We start from the raw sequence: 18,682 nt of genomic DNA on the forward strand, positions 1-18,682 counted from the left end.
CATATAAAAGTTATATTTTCAATTCAATCGGATTATAACACGAAAAAAAATATTCAACAAGGCGCTTCACCGTTTCTTAATAAAATTCAGCCTCTTTTTCAAAAATCTGCATTTCATATCCGGAAATGCCCCTTCTCATGGCGTTTTCCGTGTTCAGTGTCCACACTGCTACCGGTGTGCGGAAGAGCACCCGGCACAGCCACACGCCCGGCTCCGGAAGGTCCTTCAGCTTGTAGGAGATGAAGTCCGGTCTGCCCAGGAAATTGGACAGCATGTGCTTCACGAGGAACCTCAGGATATAGGGGGCGGTGTCGTCGTCTGCCGTCAGGTTGGAGGAGAGCTGGCCCCGCAGGATGTGGGGGGCGTGGATGCGGAACCAGCGGAGCCCCAGGGTGTTAAAGGACTGGATCAGACAGGGGCCCCTGTAGTCCTGGAGCAGCTCGTAGGTCTTCTCGCACAGCTTCACGGACCGGCCGGGCAGCTTCAGTTCAATGAGGAGAGGCACCCGTCCGTTTACACAGGAGAGCACGTCGGCCAGAAGAGGGATGCGCTCGGCTGTGTGCTGGAGGAACAGCTTCCGGAGCTCGCTGTAGGTGTGGGACTCCACAGAGCCGGGGACACCGCAGACCCGCTCGAGCGTGTCATCGTGGAAGACTGCTACCTGCCCGTCCTTTGTCAGGTGGACATCCAGCTCTATGCCATAGTGGCAGTCAAGGGCGGCCCTGAAGGCGGCCAGGGAGTTCTCGGGGATCCTCCTCGCCGCGCAGTGGTAGCCCCTGTGGGCAAATTTGGTCTTCATGAACCTGCGCATCTCCCGCAGGCGGGACCTGCGTGGCGATATGGAGAAGAGATACAGGCCTGCGGCGGCAGCCAGCAGGGCAATGAAGATCACAAGATACATAGACATAGTCATGTGCGACTCCTTTCTTTTGTTGTCTTGTCAGGGGCCCCGGGAATGGGGGCGCTGTCCCGGGGGACGATGACCCGCAGGCGCTCCTGGAGCAGGGAGGCATCCATACGCCGCTGCAGGAACACGGGCTCTCCGTCGGTGTGGACAGGGAGGGATGTGTCGCTCTCGATGCGGACCCGCCTGCAGGAGCGGATGAAGATGCCGCGTGCTCCCGTGTGGGCGGCTTTCTGTGACAGGAGCAGGAGAAGGACCGCTTTGAGCCGGGAGATGCCGGACACCACGATGACGTCCAGCCTGTCATCGCAGGGGTCTGCGCCAGGACAGAATTTAAACCCGCCGCCCTCGTAGGGATGGTTCATGGCAGTCACAAAAAGTGTGTCTGTAAAAGAGAGGGAGGTGCGGTCATCAAATGTGACAGTGACCCTTGCGGGCCGCAGGAAATGCAGTCTGTCCAGAGCGATCAGCGCATAGGTCAGCTTGCCCAGGTGCAGTCTGTTCAGGACCGGCTTCAGCCTGGAGATGACCGCCTGATGGCAGATGGCGGCGTCGAATCCCAGCCCGGCGCTCACGGCAAACCGCTTTTCCTGTCCCCTGAATACAAGATTTCCTATATTCATGTCCGCATACGACGGGTGGCAGTCCAGTATGAGTGAAAGGGCCTCTTCCGGGTCAGAGGGGAAGTGGAAAAACCGGGCGAAATCATTTCCCGACCCAACGGGGATATAGCCCAGCGTGGTGCCGGAGAAGCACTGTATCCCATTGACGACTTCGTTTAGTGTGCCGTCCCCTCCGAGGACCACGAGCGTCTGCTCCCTCCCGTCTGCCGTGAGCTCCCGGGCCAGCCGGGTGGCATGGCGCTGGCAGCAGGTCATATACGCTTTGTAGGAAATGCCGCGCCTGTCCAGGACCGGCTCCAGACGCTCCCATACCTGCCGCCCCAGGCCGGAGCGGGAGGCGGGGTTTATGATAAAAGTAAACATGGTTTTCTCCTTTGTGCGGGGACATTTTGTGAAAGGACGTCCCGACATGTAAGATTATACTGCGAAAAAGAGTGGCAGGCAAGAAGTACGCTTCCTTGACATACGTCTGCGGGGGTGCTATATTAAAGGAAATTGTATACATAATAGGAAGGGCGGCAGAGCGTGCTCTGCCAGAGGGGAAAAGGTCATGTTCAGAAGAAAGATACGTCCGGCTCAGGAGGAGATGAGAGGGACGGCTTTTACCGTTGTCTTCGTGCTCATCTGGTATGCGAGCCTGATGAGGGGGATCCTGTATGCCGGATTTCAGAATACCTACCTCCTGTTCCTGGCAGCCGGTCTCCTTCCTGTATTTACCGCGGTGCAGGGAGTCAGGAGAGCCCTGTTCTACCGCAGGCAGGGGCGGGAGATAAAAGGATCCGGAAACGCAGCCAGGGGGAGGATCGTGAATGTCATCATGAAGAGCGAGCCCTACGAGGACAGCCATCACAGGGCCAGGTACCGGCGGTACTATGTGCTGGTGGCGGAGGTGGCGGATCCGGTGACCGGGGTTGTCAACCGGATCGAGAGTCCTGCCTACAGCCGCCCGATACACCGTTTCCTGGCATCGCCGGAGGTGACGGTCTACACGGACCGGACCGGATGGAAGCACTACATGGATGATTTTCAGTGGAAGGAGAGGAAGAGCGACCCCGGGATTTTTGAGGGGGACCAGGTGTTTGATGAATACGGGACAGGAGCCCTGTTCGGCAAAGTCCTTGTCATCCTTGTCATGCTCCTGATGCTCTACAATATATTTTTTCACTAGAATGCGGCGGAGCGTGTAAATAGCAGCATAGAAGAAAGAAGAAGGTTGATCGATGATGGAAAAGAGAAATTTAAGGCCCTGGATGGCCGTCATATTTGTACTTGCATTTGCGCTGGATATCTTTGTAGTGAGCGGTTTTCTGGGGATGTGGTTCGGGGTGTGGGGCACCCTGCTCCACGAGCTGTTGCTGGCTCTCCTGGCAGTCCTGCTGGCGGCCCTGTTCCGGGCGGACCTGCGCAGAGTCTTCCCTTTTAAATGGCCACGGGCGTCCAGGGTGGCGGGCACGCTGATCCTGTGGCTTGGCACCTTCCTTGCGGCCATGGCGGTGACTATGCTTGTGTCCTACTTCTTCCCACAGGAGGTGCTGGGTGCCGGGCAGGGCGTGCAGGATATCGTGGTGAGCATCCCTGTGCTGCTGGCCCTGTTCCTTGTGGCCCTCACTCCGGCCGTCTGTGAGGAGCTGGCCTTCCGGGGCGGCTTCCTTGGCTGTCTGCGGGGCATGAAGAGCAAGTGGGCGGGCATCCTCATCGTGGCAGTGGTGTTCGGCGCCTTCCACGGAAGCGTGTGGAGGATGATCCCCACCGCCATCCTGGGAGTGGCTCTGGGCTATCTTCTGGTGGAGACGGACAACCTGTTTTACAGCATGCTCTTCCACTTTGTCAACAATGCGGTGCCTGTGCTGCTCCTGGGGCTTTTGTCCCTCGTGCCGGTGCAGGAGAGCGCGGGGGACATAGAGGCGGTGCAGACCGCCATGTCGAGCCATCTGCCCCTTTTCACCGTGGCGGTCTACATGCTGTACGCCTGCGGGGCCCCCTTCCTTATCTATATCGGCAACTATCTGATCCACAGGGGACAGCCCGGATATGACCGGGGGCTGTTCCCGAGAGAAAAGAGAAAGACGCTGCTCGCCCTTGTGGGGAGCAGCGCCTATATCCTTGTGATCGGTGTGATCATGTTCCTCGCATCCTTCGGTGCCATCATGCGCGGCCTGATGCCCTACTAGCTCTCCTGCGGTGTCTGCCGGAGGCTGTCTGCAAGGGGCTTAAGGCTCCGCTCCAGGATGCCGTTCATGTGGGCGATGGCGATGCCATAGTTGGTCATGGGGACGCCGGCGTCCCTTGCGCAGGCCATCCGGAATTTCATCTCCCGCTCATTCAGCATGCAGCCGCCGCAGTGGACGACCGCCTGGAACGGGGAGAGGTCTGAGGGAAACTCCGTGCCGCTGGTGAAGGAGAAGCGAAGATTCTCCGGGCCCGCGAGGCCGGTGTGCCGCCGGATGAGGGCGGGCAGTTTGACCGTGCCGATGTCTCCGCACTGTCTGTGGTGGGTGCAGCCCTCGCATATCAGTATATGGTCTCCTTGCTTCAGTGTATCCAGAGCCCTGGCGCCTTCTGCCAGGGCTTTTAGATTGCCCTTATACCGGGCAAAGAGGATGGAGAAGGAGGTGAGGGGGAGCTCCGGGGGCACCACCGAGGAGACGTAGGCGAAGGCCTGGCTGTCGGTGATGACAAGGGCGGGCTTCAGGCCCGGCTTTCCGTCTCTTCCCTCCAGCGTTTCCCTCAGCTCCGTGTCCCGCACCGCCAGGGCAAGGGCCCCGGTGTCCAGGATGTCCCGTATGGTCTGCTGCTGGGGCAGGATGAGCCTGCCCTTGGGAGCGGCCTTGTCGATGGGGATGACGAGACAGACAAGGTCCATGGGGGAGAGAAGGTCTCCCACGATGCGCCGGCTCTCGTCCTCCCTGGGTGCCAGGGCGGCGATGCGCTCCTTCAGCTCCTGTATCCCCTGGCCTGTCTTTGCGCTGACAGGCAGCGCAGGGACAGCGGTTCCTGACGGGGCTTCTGCCTGCCTGGCTATGTTGTTTTTGAGGGCAGCAGAAGCTTCGGCCGTCTCCGGGAGGAGGTCCGCCTTGTTCACGGCGATCAGGCAGGGGATATGCTTCTCCTGTATCCGGGAGAGTATCTGACGGTCCTCCTCCGTCAGCCCGTCAGGGCCGTCCACCACCAGGACGGCGATGTCGGTCTTGTTCAGCATCTGGTAGGCCTTCCGAACACGCAATTCCCCCAGCTCTCCTGTGTCATCCAGGCCCGGCGTGTCGATGAGGACCACCGGACCTAAGGGCAGCAGCTCCATGGCCTTTGTCACCGGGTCGGTGGTGGTGCCCTTGATGTCCGAGACAATGGCCAGGCTCTGGGAGGTGAGGGCGTTGATGAGGCTGGATTTGCCGGCGTTGCGCCGTCCGAAGATGCCAATGTGTGTCCGCTCGGCGGAAGGGGTGTTGTTTAAACTCATAGTGTCCTCCTGTTCATGCTGTGTTCAGTTCATGCGGTGTTCAGTTCGTGATACGTATCAGAGGCTGCGCATCAGAAGCGGAAATCCCGCCGGTTGTTCTCCCGGATGAGACGGAGATTTTCCTCCACCACGGCCCGGGCTTTGGGGTTTGGCACATTCTGGATCTCCCGGTCGATGAGCCGGTCGCCGATGGCCTTTGTCTCCGGGGAGGCGTAGTCCATCAGGTACTCCTCCAGGGTCATGAGGGCGTTGGGGTGGCAGCAGTTCTGGATCTGGCCGCTCTTGCACAGGGACATGAAGCGGTCGCCGGTGCGGCCCTCCCGGTAACAGGCTGTGCAGAAGCTGGGGATGTAGTCCATCTCCATGAGCCAGCGCACCACCTCGTCCAGGGTGCGGCTGTCGATCACGTCGAACTGCTCGGAGCGGGCGTCTTCCGGCTCCGGCTCGCAGTAGCCGCCCACGCTGGTGCGGGAGCCGCCGCTGATCTGGGAGATTCCCAGGTGGAGGACTCTCTCCCGGCATGCTTTGCTCTCCCGGGTAGAGATGATCATGCCGGTGTAGGGGACGGCGATGCGGATGCAGGCCACCAGCTTGGCAAAGGTGTCGTCGTCAATGCCGTTCTTGAAGGAGCTGGAGTCGATGTCGTCCGCGTCACGGAGGCGGGGCACACTGATCGTGTGGGGGCCTACGCCGAAGGCTGCCTCCAGGTGCTCCGCGTGCATGAGGAGCCCGGTGAACTCATACCGGTACTTGTCCAGGCCGAAGAGAACACCGATGCCCACATCGTCGATCCCGCCCTCCATAGCCCGGTCCATAGCTGTGGTGTGGTAGTCGTAGTCGTGCTTTGGACCTGTGGGGTGAAGCTCCAGATAGCTCTGTTTGTGGTAGGTCTCCTGGAAGAGGATGTAGGTGCCGATGCCGGCCTCCTTGAGGAGCCGGTAGTTGTCCACTGTGGTGGCGGCGATGTTGATGTTGACCCGGCGGATGGCACCGTTTTTGTGTTTGATGCTGTAGATGGTGTTGATGCTGTCCAGATAGTAGTCCATGGTGTTGTGCACCGGGTCCTCGCCGGCCTCGAGAGCCAGACGCTTGTGTCCCATGTCCTGGAGGGCGATGACCTCACGCCGGATCTCCTCCTGGGAGAGCTGCTTGCGGGGGATGTGCTTGTTCTTCAGGTGGTAGGGGCAGTAGGTGCAGCCGTTGATGCAGTAGTTGGACAGATAGAGAGGGGCAAACATGACAATGCGGTTGCCGTAGAAGTCCTTCTTTATCTGCTCTGCCAGCCGGTAGATCTCCTGGTTTTTCTCCTCAATGTCGCAGTCCAGCAGGACGGCGGCGTCCCTGTGGGAGAGGCCCTTTCTCTTTCTGGCCTTCTCCAGTATTTCGTCTATGAGCGTTTCGTTGTGCTTGTTCTCCTCCGCAAAGGCCAGAGTTTCCATGATTTCCTCGTGATCGATAAATTCATCCGGGTGTGTGGAATTTACATCATACATTTCTATATCCTCCTTACTGTAAGTCCTTCCCTGTGGGGAAGCAGATCCATTTACGACTGGTCAGGGCAGGGACGCCAGTCTCCCCGGCAGACCGCCACGTGGCAGCCGGTCTGTTCCACGCGCCGGGACAGGTCCGCCAGTCCCTCTGCCGACTCGGCGCCGGTGTTCAGCTTGTTGTCGTAGAGGGAGTAGTCCTTTCTGTGGCCCCTGGGGGACAGATTGGGCATGACCACGTTGGCACCAGCCAGGATGCCCAGCTCCCGCCCGCCTTCGCAGATGGAGCCAAGGGCGGTGGTGGCGGGCAGAAGGACGTCCGGCAGCATGAGCCGCAGAAGACCCAGCATGTACAGAGTCAGCTCCAGGGTACCCGCCTGTTTCCCGGCGAAGGGCGTGTCCCTGTGGGGGATGAAGGGGCCGATGCCTACCATGTGGGGCCGGAGCTCCTTGAGAAAGAGCATATCCTCGGCCAGATGCCGGGTCTCCTGGAAGGGGGAGCCCACCATGAAGCCGGCCCCCACCTGGTAGCCGATGGACTTCAGGTCCAGGAGACAGGCCTTCCTGTGAGCGGCGCTCAAGGACGGCGGATGGAGCTTTCTGTAGTGGTCGCTGCTGCTGGTCTCATGGCGCAGCAGGTAGCGGTCCGCTCCGGCGTCAAAAAAGGCCTGGTAGGAATCGTGCCCCCGCTCGCCGATGGAGAGGGTCAGCGCGCAGTCCGGAAATCCGGCCTTGATGCTCCGGATGAGACAGACCATCCTCTCGTCTGTGAACCAGCCATCCTCCCCGCCCTGGAGCACAAAGGTGCGAAATCCCAGCTCATAGCCCTGGCGGCAGCAGTCCAGGATCTGGTCCTGGGACAGCCGGTAGCGCTGGACGTGAGGGTTGCTCTTTCGGATGCCGCAGTAGTAGCAGTCGTTCCGGCAGTAGTTGGTGAACTCGATGAGTCCCCGGATGTAGACATCCTTCCCGTAGACGGCCTGCCGCACCTCCCGGGCCAGTCTGAAGAGATGCTCCGCCGCCTGCGGGGTGCGCCCGTCAATGACCCGGACCCACTCCTCCCCGGAGAGGGCCCGCTCCCTGTGCAGTTTGTCGATCAGTGTCTTAGTGTCCATAATCCTCCTGTCTGTCCTCTGCGGCATAAAAATAGTCTGCACCCGAAGGCGCAGACTAAAAAAGTATAAAATACTCCCGCTTGTCCATTTGTAAATGCGCCTTTTTGCTCAGGTGTCACCCTTTGCAATCAGTACGTAAATTTTATTTATTATACCATACCTGTAAAAAAATAGAAATACTTTACAGGAACTTAACATTTTTCTGTTTGCAAATTGATATCACGGAGGTATACTTGTAGAGATGTGATTTTATGAGAACAGGGCGGGAACAGGCCGCGCTGTGCAAAAGGAGAGAACGGAAAATGAAGAAATATACTTCCCTGGAAAAGGCGTGGATCCTGTATGACGTGGGCAACTCCGCCTTCACCCTGCTTGTGTCCACCATCATTCCCATCTATTTCAACTATCTGGCAGAGGAGGCAGGGCTGTCCTCTGTTGCATACCTGGCTTACTGGGGGTACGCGGCCTCCGTGGCCACCCTCGCTGTGGCCTTCATCGGTCCTGTGTTCGGCGCTGTGGCGGACACGAAGAACTACAAGAAACCGGTCTTCCTGGCTACCCTTCTGGTGGGGGCGGTCGGATGCGTGGCCATGGGCATCGCCACCACCTGGCTGAGCTTCCTGGTCATCTTCGTGATCGCCAGGATCGGCTATTCCTCCAGTCTTGTGTTCTATGACTCCATGCTCCACGACGTGACAGAGCCGGACAGGCTGGACGAGGTCTCCTCCCAGGGCTATGCCTGGGGCTATATCGGGAGCTGTATCCCCTTCATCGTAAGCCTGGGGATCGTGCTGGGAGCCGGGAGCCTGGGGCTCTCCATGCAGACGGCCATGGGGATTTCCTTCCTCATCGTGGCTGCCTGGTGGCTGCTGGCTTCCACGCCGCTCCTCAAGAAATACCGCCAGATCCACTATGTGGAGAAGGAACCGGGCATGGTCAGCGAGAGCTTTGGCCGGCTGTGGCGCACTCTGAAGGAGCTGGCAAAGGACAGGAAGATCCTTATCTTCCTTGTGGCCTACTTCTTCTACATCGACGGCGTCTACACGATCATCGACATGGCCACAGCCTACGGGACTGCCCTCGGGCTTGACACCACCGGGCTTCTCCTGGCCCTTCTGGTGACCCAGATCGTGGCCTTCCCATCGGCCATTGTCTTTGGAAAGCTGACAAAAAAATATCCCTCCGCCAACCTGATCACAGTCTGTATCCTGGCCTACACCGGCATCGCCATCTTTGCCATGTTCATGGAGAGCCAGTTCCAGTTCTGGATCCTGGCGGTCTGCGTGGGACTCTTCCAGGGCGGCATACAGGCCCTCTCCAGGTCCCACTTTGCCAAGCTGATCCCGCCGGAAAAATCCGGTGAATACTTTGGCCTTCTGGATATCTGCGGCAAGGGGGCGTCCTTTATCGGAACCACCCTCGTGGGCGTGGTGTCCCAGCTCACAGGCAGTACCAACCTGGGTGTGTCCGTGCTGGCGGTGGTGTTTGTGGCAGGACTTTTCCTGTTCCGGCTGTCCGTGAGGAGGATGAGGGCGTAAATAAAAAAGAAAAGAGTGTAAAATATCTGAACAAGGGGCTGTCGGCAAATAGACAGCCCCTTTAGCTTTTTGCTGAGAAATGTTTTTCGACAATATGATCCAGTTCATCTGCAATTTCTTTGAAATCCCTATTTAAATCCAAGGCCTGAACAGAAATTTGATTTCCACTCATTAGATATGAACTATTTGGAACTATTTCTTCATCTGTTTTGGCATATAGAATCATTCCTGATACAGAGTGTTTTTGCTGTCTGAGTTCAAATTCCTTGTTTTTGACATAGGTGAAAATTTGATATAAATTGCCCGAATGTAATGTGTTGCGCCCATACTGCCTCTGGGTCATATCTGCGATGCGTTAACAATGAGCTCGGGATGTTCCTTTCGATAGTATCCGAGAAGGAATTTTTCGTATAAACGAGACATAACATAGATTGGTTTTATTTCTCTCATTGTTGAAGAATAATGAAGTCAGTAAATCTTTGCCAGTGAGAGACATTAATTGTTCAGTCCCAAATTGATTTACGAAATCAGCCTGTAATTGTTTGGCTTTTTTATCAAATTCTACGTATTCACGAGTTTGTGCTATTTCATAAAACCATTCGGGAGAATATTTTTCCGATATAGCCCTTGACTGTTTATCTGACATGATATGCCTCCATGTGTACAATTTAAATTAAACGAAGTATACCATTTAACAATATCATTGTCATATGTTAAATGAGAAGGAGGATGACATATTTAAGAGAAGCTATGAAAATGAAATAAATACATATTTATGTCATATGAGAAAATCAGGAGCTAAAAAGTAGAATTTTGACCCTTGATAACAAAAATGCTCCTGTGTCTTGTTATATGAAAGACACAAGAGCGATTTTTCTTGCAAAATTATCCCCGCAGCCGTCTGACGAACTTCTCCAGCCGTCCGATGGCTTCCTTTAAGTCCGCCAGCGAGTAGGCGTAGGAGATGCGCAGGAACCCTTCGCCGCAGTCGCCAAAGGCAGTCCCCGGCACCACGGCCACCTTCTCCTCCTGGAGGAGGCGGGTGGCAAATTCCTCGGAGGTCATGCCGAACTCCTGGATGGAGGGAAAGGCGTAGAAGGCGCCGTAGGGCTCAAAGCACTGAAGGCCCATCTTCCGGAACTCGTTCATGAGGAAGCGGCGTCTCTGGTTGTAGGACTCCCGCATCTGCTCCACATCCCTGCCGCAGTTTCGCAGAGCCTCCACGGCGGCGTACTGGCTGGTGGTGGGAGCGCACATGATGGCGTACTGGTGGATCTTGGTCATCTGCTCCACGATGGGGGCTGGGCCGCAGATGTATCCCAGGCGCCAGCCGGTCATGGCAAATCCCTTGGAGAAGCCGTTGATGACCAGGGTCCGGTCCCGCATGCCCGGCAGGGAGGCGATGGAGCAGTGCTGTCCGCTGTAGGTCAGCTCAGAGTAGATCTCATCGGAGACCACATAGAGGTCGTGCTCCATGACAGCCTGCGCGATGGGTTCCAGGTCCTCACGGGTCATGACTGCGCCGGTGGGGTTGTTGGGAAAGGGGAGGACCAGGATTTTCGTCCTGGGGGTGATAGCTGCCTCCAGCTCCTCCCTTGTCAGCTTAAAGCTGTTTTCATGCTGCAGGGGGATGGTCACAGGGACTCCGTCTGCCAGCACGGCGCAGGGCAGATAGGATACATAGCTGGGCTGAGGGATGAGCACCTCGTCCCCGGGGTCCAGCATGGCCCGGAAGGCCAGGTCGATGGCCTCGCTCCCGCCCACGGTCACCAGCACCTCCCTGCTGTAGTCGTAATCCACCTGGATGGTCCGCGCCAGATAGCGGCTGATCTCCAGCTTCAGCTCCTTGAGTCCTGCGTTGGAGGTGTAGAAGGTGCGCCCTCTCTCCAGGGAGTAGATGCCCTCTTCCCGGACTCTCCAGGGGGTGTCAAAATCAGGCTCCCCCACGCCCAGGGAGATGGCGTCCTCCATCTCGCTCACGATGTCAAAAAACTTCCGGATGCCGGAGGGGGCCAGGGAAACAGCTTTTTTAGATAATGGATTTCTTGTCATGGCGTGATCAGCATCCTTTCTCCCTTGGAGGGCTTTGTCAGGATGGTCCCGTGGTCCTTATATTTTTTCAGGATAAAATAGGTGGCCGTGCTGATGACCTCGTCGATGGGGGACAGCTTGCCGGAGACAAAATGTGAGATTTCCTGCAGGGTGCGGCCCTCTATGGTCACGAGCAGGTCGTAGCCGCCGGATATGAGATATACGGCGGAGACCTCCGGGTAGTTGTATATGCGCTCTGCCACTTTGTCAAAGCCCTGGTCTCTCTGGGGCGTGACACGCACCTCTATGAGGGCGTTGACGAGAGATTCGCCTGCCCTGTCCCAGTCGATCAGCGTGTGGTAGCCGCAGATGATATGTTCCTTTTCCATAGCTGCCACTTCATTTGCGATGGTCACCTCATCAGTGCCAAGAAGAACAGCCAGTTCATTCAGATCGATCCTGCTGTTGGTCTCAAGAGTCAGCAGGATCTGTTTCCTGATTTTGTCCATGTAGTCTCCTCCTTCAGTCATTTCATGATATACGCACAATTATAAGACAGGTTACCCCCTTTTGTCATTCCTTGATTGAAAAAAATATGCTATAGTAATGCATAAATATGATGAGGAGGCGACAGGTCATGGTCATTTGCGGCATACAGAAGCTGACTCTCCTGGACTATCCGGGCAAGGTGGCGTGCACGATATTTACCGGGGGATGTAATTTTCGGTGTCCCTTCTGCCACAACAGGGACCTGGTGACGGGAGAGGCGGAGGAAAGGCTGGACCCGGAGCAGGTCTTCCGGTTCCTGAAAAAGAGGCAGGGCATACTGGACGGGGTGTGCATAAGCGGGGGCGAGCCCCTCATGCAGCCGGAGCTGGAGGATTTTATCCGGGAGGTGCGCTCCCTGGGGTACTGCGTGAAGCTGGACACCAACGGAAGCCTGCCGGACCGCCTGGAGTATCTGGCGGACCAGGGACTGCTGGACTATGTAGCCATGGACCTGAAGAATTCACCGGAGCACTATGGCCGGACTGTGGGGGAGGCCCTCTGTGATGTGGAGCGGATCGACAGGAGCATCCGGCTCCTCATGGGCGGAGATATCCCCTATGAGTTCCGCACCACGGTGGTGAGGGAGCTCCACCAGAGGGCGGATTTTGAGGCTATGGGGAAATGGATCGAGGGGGCGGACCAGTATTTCCTCCAGCAGTTTGTGGACTCAGGGCATGTGCTTGCGCCCGGCCTCCATGCCTACGACAAAAAAATCCTCCTCCAGGCGCTGGAAATCGTCAAAAGGTACGTGAAAACCGCACAGCTCCGGGGAATATGACAATTACGTAAAGAATACATAATAACAATATATTGTGTGCGATTGAAAAAACGGCACACAATATATTGTTATTTTTGTTGACTGCGCTGTGATGTGATGCTATCATAAAGGAGTACGAACGCAAAAATGAGCAAAAGCCAAGGAGCAAACAGATAAAAAGGGGAGGTTGTCACATGTACCAGGTAGTAAAAAGAGACGGCCAGATCGCGGACTTTGACATAGCCAAGATCAGCGCGGCCATCACAAAGGCCTTTGAGGCGCAGCAGAAGCAGTATCATCCCACCATCATCGACATGATGTCGCTGAAGGTGACGGCGGATTTTGAGCCGAAGATAAGAGAGGACCTTGTCCAGGTGGAGGAGATCCAGGACAGTGTGGAGCGGGTGCTTGTCCAGGCGGGCTATGCGGACGTGGCCAAGGCCTACATCCTCTACCGGAAGAACCGGGAGAAGATACGCAATCTGAATTCCACCATGCTGAACTACAAAGAGATCGTGGATAACTATGTCAATATCAATGACTGGAGGGTAAAGGAGAACTCAACGGTCACCTACTCCGTGGGGGGACTCATCCTCAGCAACTCGGGGGCCATCACAGCCAACTACTGGCTTTCGGAGATTTACGATGAAGAGATAGGGCAGGCCCACAGGAATGCGGACATCCACATCCACGACCTGTCCATGCTGACCGGCTACTGCGCGGGCTGGTCCTTGAAGCAGCTGATCCAGGAGGGACTTGGGGGGATCCCGGGAAAGATTTCCTCCTCTCCCGCAAAGCACTTAAGCGTGCTGTGCAACCAGATGGTGAATTTCCTGGGCATCATGCAGAACGAGTGGGCCGGAGCCCAGGCATTTTCCTCCTTTGACACCTACCTTGCCCCCTTTGTGAAGACCGACCACCTGGACTACGAGGGTGTGAAGAAGTGCATAGAGTCCTTCATCTACGGCGTCAATACGCCTTCCCGCTGGGGGACCCAGGCGCCTTTTTCCAATATCACCCTGGACTGGACCGTGCCCGACGACCTGGCGGACCTGCCGGCCATCGTGGGCGGCAGGGAGATGGATTTCACCTACGGGGACTGCAAAGAGGAGATGGACATGATCAACAAGGCGTTCATCGAGATCATGATCGAGGGGGACGCCCACGGGCGTGGCTTCCAGTACCCCATCCCCACCTACTCCATCACCAGTGATTTTGACTGGTCCGACACAGAGAACAACCGGCTCCTCTTTGAGATGACGTCCAAGTACGGAACGCCTTATTTCTCCAACTACATCAACAGCGATATGGAGCCAAGCGACGTGCGCAGCATGTGCTGCCGTCTGCGCCTGGACCTGCGGGAGCTGCGCAAGAAATCCGGCGGCTTCTTCGGGAGCGGGGAGAGCACGGGCTCCGTGGGCGTGGTCACCATCAACATGCCCCGGCTTGCCTATCAGTCGGCGAACGAGGAGGAGTTCATGGAGCGGTTGGACCATCTGATGGACATCTCCGCCAGGTCCCTCCACGTGAAGAGGACCGTTATCACAAAGCTGCTGGAGGGCGGGCTCTATCCCTACACCAGGAGATATCTGGGGAGCTTTGAGAATCATTTCTCCACCATCGGCCTTGTGGGCATGAACGAGGCGGGGCTGAACGCAAAATGGATAGGAAAAGACATGACCTGTCCGGAGACCCAGGAATTTTCCAAGCGAGTGCTGAACCACATGCGGGAGCGCCTCTCCGGCTACCAGGAGGAGTACGGAGATCTCTACAACCTGGAGGCCACCCCGGCGGAGTCCACGGCCTACCGGTTTGCCAAGCATGATGTGGAGCAGTTCCCGGACATCATCACAGCGGCGGAGGGGGACGGGACTCCTTACTACACCAACAGCTCCCATCTGCCGGTGGGATACACGGAGGATATCTTTGATGCCCTGGACATCCAGGACGAGCTGCAGACGCTGTACACCTCGGGAACCGTCTTCCACGCCTTCCTGGGAGAGAAGCTGCCCTCCTGGAAGTCGGCGGCGGCCCTGGTGAGAAAGATCGCGGAGAACTACAAGCTCCCCTACTATACACTGTCTCCCACCTACTCTATCTGCAAGGACCACGGCTACATCGCAGGCGAGCACTACACCTGCCCGGAGTGCGGCGGGAAGACCGAAGTGTACAGCCGTATCACCGGTTACTACCGCCCGGTGCAGAACTGGAACGATGGAAAGGCTCAGGAGTTCAGGGACAGAAAGGTCTACGACCTGAACCATTCCCATTTCCATGCCCATACCCATGACCAGGGGGATGCCCCGCAGAACAGGACGGAAGAAAAGGAGGCGGCAGCGGGAGAGGATTCTGGAGCGCCGGCAGCTCCCGTGAAGCTGCTCTTTACCACCAAGACCTGCCCCAACTGCGCCATCGCAAAGCAGGCCCTGGAGGAGGCGCACATAGAGTACCGGGTGGTGGATGCCCAGGAGCACAAGGACCTGGCAAAGAAGTACCATATCATGTCCGCTCCCACTCTGGTGGTGATAGGAGAAGGCGGAGTGGAGAAGCTGACCAACGCGTCCAACATCAGGAAGTACGCGGAGGGATAGAAGAGTGCGTACAGAAGCTGAAAAGTGGATTAAAAGATCCGCAGACAGCAGGGCTGTTCCAAGCCTTGCGTCTGCGGATCTTCTGCAGATACCTAAAAATCTTTGCACATCTGATAGTAGGGGAGCTCCCCGTAGCCCAGCCTCTCGTAGAGGGAGATGGCCCGGGTATTTTCCTTCGTGACCTCCAGACGGATACGCTTTACGTCAGGATAGTGCTCCTCGATCCACTGGAAGACCTTTGTCCCGCAGCCCTTTCCTCTGGCGGCGGCCTTCAGATACAGCTCATCGAACCAGATCTGATCCCCCCCGGCCTCATTGTTCCATGAGACGGTGAAATGAGCGTAGCCCAGGGCGGCCGGCTCTGTCTTGGGAGCCGCCTCGTCCCTCTCCTCCAGGATCAGGACTTTGACGCAGGGGTTTCCCACTGCGGCCTCCGACAGGGTGCGCCGGAAGTTCTCCTCCGGGATCGTGTGGAGGCAGGCGGGACTGTTGTAGAAGTCCTTCATCATCTCCAGGATGACTGTCTCGTCTCTTTGTTCCATGTCTCTGATGATCAGCATAATATATAACTCCTTTGCCCGGCACTTCTCGTGTGCTGTGCCGGTCTCTGCCCACATCATAGCATGGGGGAGAGGGGAAAGCAAGCTCAGAAAAGACCGTCCAGGTAGGTGGTGAGAAGACGGCGCATATTGCCCTCAAAGTCGGACCGTCCCATCTTCAGGCACCAGTCAAATACCACGCCTATGACAATGGTGCGGATGTCGCTCGTGACCTCCTCCAGCGGGTACTTCAGATGGACCGCCCCCGCATCCAGGGCCCTCTGCAGATAATTCTGCACGGTGACGATGGGGTAGGGACGCTCGGTCCGGATATCCGGGTTCAGCGACTGGTTTTTTGGCGTGTAGTAGTTGGAGACAAAATCCAGGCCAAGCTCACGGCAGTATTTCACATAGTTCAGATAGACGTGGATGATGGCTGTCTTGGCCTCCTCCGCATTGGCGGGCAGGTCCAGGCAGTCCGCATCCACGCTGGGCTGTTCCTCGATATAGTAGGACAGAAGGTCGTCCTTTGTCTTAAAGTGGTGGTAAAAGCTGCCGTTGGAGACCCCGGCCTCCTCGCATATATTTTTGATGGACAGACCCTCGTAGCCCTTCTTGCGTAGGATGGTCTTTGCAGCCTGGAAGATCCGGTCCTTTGTCTCCTTTGATTTCTGCTGCTGTCTGGATAATTCCTGTGTTTCTCCCATATTAATAAATCCCCTTTTGTGACACTGTTCTTTTTTGTATCATAGCATATTTCCGGTCTGGTTTCAAGAAAACAGAGTGAACTCGGTATTCCGGCTCTCGTTGCGCATCTGCCCCGTTTCCGGTATAATGGACTATACATGCCCGCCCGGGCCGGCCTCCGGTGGAGCCATGCGGCCGGGCGGATCTGATTCAGGATAGGAAATGAGGAATAGCAGGAGAATGGACATTAATCAGAAGATAACAGAGGAACTCGGAGTGAAGAGATGGCAGGTGGACGCCGCTGTAAAGCTGATCGACGAGGGGAACACCATCCCCTTTATCGCCAGATACAGAAAGGAGGCCACCGGAACCCTGGACGACGCCCAGCTTCGGACTCTCCACGAGCGGCTCCAGTATCTGAGAGGACTGGAGGAGAAGAAGGAGCAGGTCCTGTCCACCATAGAAGAGCAGGGCAGGCTGACAGAGGAGCTGAGAAAGCAGATCCTCTTAGCCCAGACCATGGTGGAGGTGGAGGACCTGTACCGCCCTTACCGTCCCAAGAGGAGGACAAGAGCCATCATAGCCAAGGAGAGAGGGCTGGAGCCCCTGGCGGCGTTTATCTGTCTGCAGAGTGCCAGGGAGCCCCTGGAGCGGGAGGCGGAGAAATATGTGGACCCGGAAAAAGAGGTGGCCTCTCCAGAGGACGCCATCGCCGGAGCGAGAGACATTATCGCGGAGAATATCTCTGATGATGCGGACTACAGAAGCCATATCCGGAAGCTGACAAGGCAGAAGGGGAAACTGGTTTCCAGGGCAAAGAATGAGGAGGCGGAGTCTGTGTACGAGATGTACTACGACTTTGAGGAGCCGGTGACAAAGCTGGCGGGCCACCGGGTCCTGGCTCTCAACCGGGGGGAGAAGGAGAAATTCCTCTCTGTGAAGATTGAGGCACCCCAGGAGGACATCCTCCGGTATCTGGAGAAAAAGACTATACACAGGGATGATCCTTTTACCTCGCCGGTGCTTAAGGAGGCCGTGGAGGACAGCTATAAGAGGCTCATCGCCCCGGCTATCGAGAGGGAGATCCGGGGGGAGCTGACAGAGAGTGCGGAGGACGGAGCTATCCGGGTATTTGGAAAGAACCTGCAGCAGCTCCTCATGCAGCCGCCCATCGCAGGACGCACGGTGCTCGGCTGGGACCCGGCCTTTAGGACCGGCTGCAAGCTGGCGGTGGTGGACCCTACAGGCAAGGTCATCGGCACTACAGTCATCTATCCCACGGCTCCCACGACAGCCCAGAAGATACAGGCGTCCAAGGACCTGCTGAAAAAGATCATTCCGAAGTACAACATTTCTCTGATCTCTCTTGGAAACGGAACAGCCTCCAGAGAGTCGGAGCAGTTCATCGTGGAGCTCCTGAGGGAAATCCCCCAGAAGGTAGAGTACGTCATTGTCAGTGAGGCCGGAGCCTCCGTGTACTCGGCCAGCAAGCTGGCCTCCGAGGAGTTTCCCAAGTTCGACGTGGGGCAGAGGAGCGCGGCCTCCATCGCCAGGAGGCTCCAGGACCCGCTGGCGGAGCTGGTGAAGATCGATCCCAAATCCATCGGCGTGGGACAGTACCAGCACGACATGAACCAGAAGAAGCTGAGCGACGCTCTCTGTGGGGTGGTGGAGGACTGTGTGAACAGAGTGGGAGTGGACCTGAACACGGCCTCCGCGCCTCTTCTCTCCTATATATCGGGCATCAGCGGGACCATCGCAAAGAACATTGTGGCTTACCGGGAGGAGAATGGAAGATTTACGGACAGAAAGCAGCTCCTCAAGGTGCGGGGGCTTGGGCCGAAAGCGTTTGAGCAGAGTGCGGGATTTATGCGGATCACGGGAGGGACGAACCCTCTGGACGCCACAAGCGTCCACCCGGAGACATACGAGGCGGCGCAGAGACTTCTTGCGAAGCAGGGATTTACCCCGGAAGATGTATCCCGGGGAAGACTGGCAGGTCTGTCCCTTACCATCAAAAATGAGAAGGAACTGGCACAGGAGCTGGGCATCGGGAAGATCACCCTGCATGACATCGTAAAAGAGCTGGAAAAACCGGCCAGAGACCCGAGAGATGAGATGCCAAGGCCTATCCTCCGCACAGACGTGCTGGAGATGAAAGATCTGAAAGAGGGTATGATCCTGAAAGGGACTGTGCGGAATGTCATTGACTTCGGCGTGTTCGTGGATATCGGAGTACACCAGGACGGGCTCGTGCATATTTCCCAGATCACGGATAAAAAGTTTATCAAACATCCCCTGGAAGTGGTGAGTGTGGGAGATATCGTGGACGTGAAAGTGATGAGCGTGGATCTGAAGAAAAAGCGGATCCAGCTTACCATGAAGGGGATTTCGTAAGAGGAAG

At 56.8% G+C, this 18,682-nt stretch carries 17 protein-coding genes; 6 read left to right on the forward strand and 11 right to left on the reverse strand.

From position 1 onward, the window contains the following. Positions 1-76: 76 nt before the first annotated feature. On the reverse strand, positions 77-913 hold the full coding sequence (locus B5E62_RS08695; protein WP_242957791.1) for a glycerophosphodiester phosphodiesterase: 837 nt from the start codon (positions 911-913) through the stop codon (positions 77-79). Further along, a complete protein-coding gene (locus B5E62_RS08700; RefSeq protein ID WP_087174207.1) occupies positions 910-1,890 on the reverse strand; it encodes a diacylglycerol/lipid kinase family protein in 981 nt (326 codons plus the stop codon). The genes B5E62_RS08695 and B5E62_RS08700 overlap by 4 nt, the downstream gene beginning before the upstream one ends. 187 nt (positions 1,891-2,077) lie before the next feature. Between B5E62_RS08700 and B5E62_RS08705 the strand changes: the two genes are divergently transcribed. Beyond that, positions 2,078-2,695 carry a hypothetical protein gene (locus B5E62_RS08705; protein WP_087174208.1) on the forward strand — a complete coding sequence of 206 codons (618 nt, stop codon included), beginning with the start codon at positions 2,078-2,080 and terminating at the stop codon, positions 2,693-2,695. Positions 2,696-2,747: 52 nt separating this feature from the next. Continuing rightward, positions 2,748-3,698, forward strand: coding sequence for a type II CAAX endopeptidase family protein (locus B5E62_RS08710; RefSeq protein ID WP_087174209.1), 951 nt, complete (start codon positions 2,748-2,750; stop codon positions 3,696-3,698). On the opposite strand, the gene hydF is transcribed toward B5E62_RS08710, so the two are convergent. From hydF to hydE, 3 genes are all read right to left on the reverse strand, one after another. Continuing rightward, positions 3,695-4,984, reverse strand: a complete 1,290-nt coding sequence (hydF, locus tag B5E62_RS08715; protein ID WP_087174210.1) for a [FeFe] hydrogenase H-cluster maturation GTPase HydF — start codon at positions 4,982-4,984, stop codon at positions 3,695-3,697. The two genes, B5E62_RS08710 and hydF, sit on opposite strands and share 4 nt — an antisense overlap. A gap of 71 nt (positions 4,985-5,055) precedes the next feature. Then, entirely contained in the window at positions 5,056-6,477 is a 1,422-nt protein-coding gene (hydG, locus tag B5E62_RS08720; protein WP_087174211.1) for a [FeFe] hydrogenase H-cluster radical SAM maturase HydG, read from the reverse strand. Positions 6,478-6,527: 50 nt separating this feature from the next. Next, positions 6,528-7,586, reverse strand: coding sequence for a [FeFe] hydrogenase H-cluster radical SAM maturase HydE (gene hydE, locus B5E62_RS08725; RefSeq protein ID WP_330398075.1), 1,059 nt, complete (start codon positions 7,584-7,586; stop codon positions 6,528-6,530). A 302-nt stretch (positions 7,587-7,888) separates the two neighbouring features. Between hydE and B5E62_RS08730 the strand changes: the two genes are divergently transcribed. Then, positions 7,889-9,124: an MFS transporter gene (locus tag B5E62_RS08730; RefSeq protein WP_087174213.1), complete on the forward strand. Its 1,236-nt coding sequence runs from the start codon at positions 7,889-7,891 to the stop codon at positions 9,122-9,124. Positions 9,125-9,185: 61 nt separating this feature from the next. On the opposite strand, the gene B5E62_RS17535 is transcribed toward B5E62_RS08730, so the two are convergent. The 4 genes from B5E62_RS17535 to B5E62_RS08745 all read right to left on the reverse strand — a co-directional run bounded on the left by B5E62_RS17535 (position 9,186) and on the right by B5E62_RS08745 (position 11,664). Continuing rightward, positions 9,186-9,350 (reverse strand): hypothetical protein, encoded by a 165-nt coding sequence (locus tag B5E62_RS17535; protein ID WP_330398076.1) that lies wholly within the window; start codon positions 9,348-9,350, stop codon positions 9,186-9,188. 129 nt (positions 9,351-9,479) lie between these two features. Beyond that, positions 9,480-9,770: a hypothetical protein gene (locus B5E62_RS16910; RefSeq protein WP_162610284.1), complete on the reverse strand. Its 291-nt coding sequence runs from the start codon at positions 9,768-9,770 to the stop codon at positions 9,480-9,482. Positions 9,771-10,009: 239 nt separating this feature from the next. After that, positions 10,010-11,176 (reverse strand): aminotransferase class I/II-fold pyridoxal phosphate-dependent enzyme, encoded by a 1,167-nt coding sequence (locus tag B5E62_RS08740; protein WP_087174214.1) that lies wholly within the window; start codon positions 11,174-11,176, stop codon positions 10,010-10,012. Continuing rightward, complete coding sequence (locus B5E62_RS08745) at positions 11,173-11,664, reverse strand: Lrp/AsnC family transcriptional regulator (protein ID WP_087174215.1); 492 nt, start codon at positions 11,662-11,664, stop codon at positions 11,173-11,175. Before B5E62_RS08745 ends, B5E62_RS08740 begins: the two co-directional genes overlap by 4 nt. Positions 11,665-11,792: 128 nt before the next feature. Between B5E62_RS08745 and B5E62_RS08750 the strand changes: the two genes are divergently transcribed. Next, complete coding sequence (locus B5E62_RS08750) at positions 11,793-12,482, forward strand: anaerobic ribonucleoside-triphosphate reductase activating protein (RefSeq protein WP_087174216.1); 690 nt, start codon at positions 11,793-11,795, stop codon at positions 12,480-12,482. 173 nt (positions 12,483-12,655) lie between these two features. Next, positions 12,656-15,052 carry a ribonucleoside triphosphate reductase gene (locus B5E62_RS08755; protein ID WP_087174217.1) on the forward strand — a complete coding sequence of 799 codons (2,397 nt, stop codon included), beginning with the start codon at positions 12,656-12,658 and terminating at the stop codon, positions 15,050-15,052. 92 nt (positions 15,053-15,144) lie between these two features. Here the strand turns inward: B5E62_RS08755 and B5E62_RS08760 are convergent, their stop codons facing one another. Further along, on the reverse strand, positions 15,145-15,612 hold the full coding sequence (locus B5E62_RS08760; protein WP_087174218.1) for a GNAT family N-acetyltransferase: 468 nt from the start codon (positions 15,610-15,612) through the stop codon (positions 15,145-15,147). Positions 15,613-15,698: 86 nt separating this feature from the next. Next, positions 15,699-16,298, reverse strand: coding sequence for a TetR/AcrR family transcriptional regulator (locus tag B5E62_RS08765; protein WP_087174219.1), 600 nt, complete (start codon positions 16,296-16,298; stop codon positions 15,699-15,701). 220 nt (positions 16,299-16,518) lie between these two features. On the opposite strand from B5E62_RS08765, the gene B5E62_RS08770 reads away from it, so the two are divergent. Next, a complete protein-coding gene (locus B5E62_RS08770) occupies positions 16,519-18,675 on the forward strand; it encodes a Tex family protein (RefSeq protein ID WP_087174220.1) in 2,157 nt (718 codons plus the stop codon). The last annotated feature ends 7 nt before the right edge of the window (positions 18,676-18,682 follow it).

It is taken from the genome of Lachnoclostridium sp. An118, assembly GCF_002160985.1.
GTDB classification, from domain to species: Bacteria; Bacillota; Clostridia; order Lachnospirales; family Lachnospiraceae; genus Claveliimonas; species Claveliimonas stercoravium.

What these genes read in the sequence shown, in the direction of transcription:
- B5E62_RS08695 (WP_242957791.1), bottom strand. Translation starts at nt 913, where the DNA reads ATGACTATGTCTATGTATCTTGTGATCTTCATTGCCCTGCTGGCTGCC.
- B5E62_RS08700 (WP_087174207.1), bottom strand. Translation starts at nt 1,890, where the DNA reads ATGTTTACTTTTATCATAAACCCCGCCTCCCGCTCCGGCCTGGGGCGG.
- B5E62_RS08705 (WP_087174208.1), top strand. Translation starts at nt 2,078, where the DNA reads ATGTTCAGAAGAAAGATACGTCCGGCTCAGGAGGAGATGAGAGGGACG.
- B5E62_RS08710 (WP_087174209.1), top strand. Translation starts at nt 2,748, where the DNA reads ATGATGGAAAAGAGAAATTTAAGGCCCTGGATGGCCGTCATATTTGTA.
- hydF (WP_087174210.1), bottom strand. Translation starts at nt 4,984, where the DNA reads ATGAGTTTAAACAACACCCCTTCCGCCGAGCGGACACACATTGGCATC.
- hydG (WP_087174211.1), bottom strand. Translation starts at nt 6,477, where the DNA reads ATGTATGATGTAAATTCCACACACCCGGATGAATTTATCGATCACGAG.
- hydE (WP_330398075.1), bottom strand. Translation starts at nt 7,586, where the DNA reads ATGGACACTAAGACACTGATCGACAAACTGCACAGGGAGCGGGCCCTC.
- B5E62_RS08730 (WP_087174213.1), top strand. Translation starts at nt 7,889, where the DNA reads ATGAAGAAATATACTTCCCTGGAAAAGGCGTGGATCCTGTATGACGTG.
- B5E62_RS17535 (WP_330398076.1), bottom strand. Translation starts at nt 9,350, where the DNA reads ATGATTCTATATGCCAAAACAGATGAAGAAATAGTTCCAAATAGTTCA.
- B5E62_RS16910 (WP_162610284.1), bottom strand. Translation starts at nt 9,770, where the DNA reads ATGTCAGATAAACAGTCAAGGGCTATATCGGAAAAATATTCTCCCGAA.
- B5E62_RS08740 (WP_087174214.1), bottom strand. Translation starts at nt 11,176, where the DNA reads ATGACAAGAAATCCATTATCTAAAAAAGCTGTTTCCCTGGCCCCCTCC.
- B5E62_RS08745 (WP_087174215.1), bottom strand. Translation starts at nt 11,664, where the DNA reads ATGGACAAAATCAGGAAACAGATCCTGCTGACTCTTGAGACCAACAGC.
- B5E62_RS08750 (WP_087174216.1), top strand. Translation starts at nt 11,793, where the DNA reads ATGGTCATTTGCGGCATACAGAAGCTGACTCTCCTGGACTATCCGGGC.
- B5E62_RS08755 (WP_087174217.1), top strand. Translation starts at nt 12,656, where the DNA reads ATGTACCAGGTAGTAAAAAGAGACGGCCAGATCGCGGACTTTGACATA.
- B5E62_RS08760 (WP_087174218.1), bottom strand. Translation starts at nt 15,612, where the DNA reads ATGCTGATCATCAGAGACATGGAACAAAGAGACGAGACAGTCATCCTG.
- B5E62_RS08765 (WP_087174219.1), bottom strand. Translation starts at nt 16,298, where the DNA reads ATGGGAGAAACACAGGAATTATCCAGACAGCAGCAGAAATCAAAGGAG.
- B5E62_RS08770 (WP_087174220.1), top strand. Translation starts at nt 16,519, where the DNA reads ATGGACATTAATCAGAAGATAACAGAGGAACTCGGAGTGAAGAGATGG.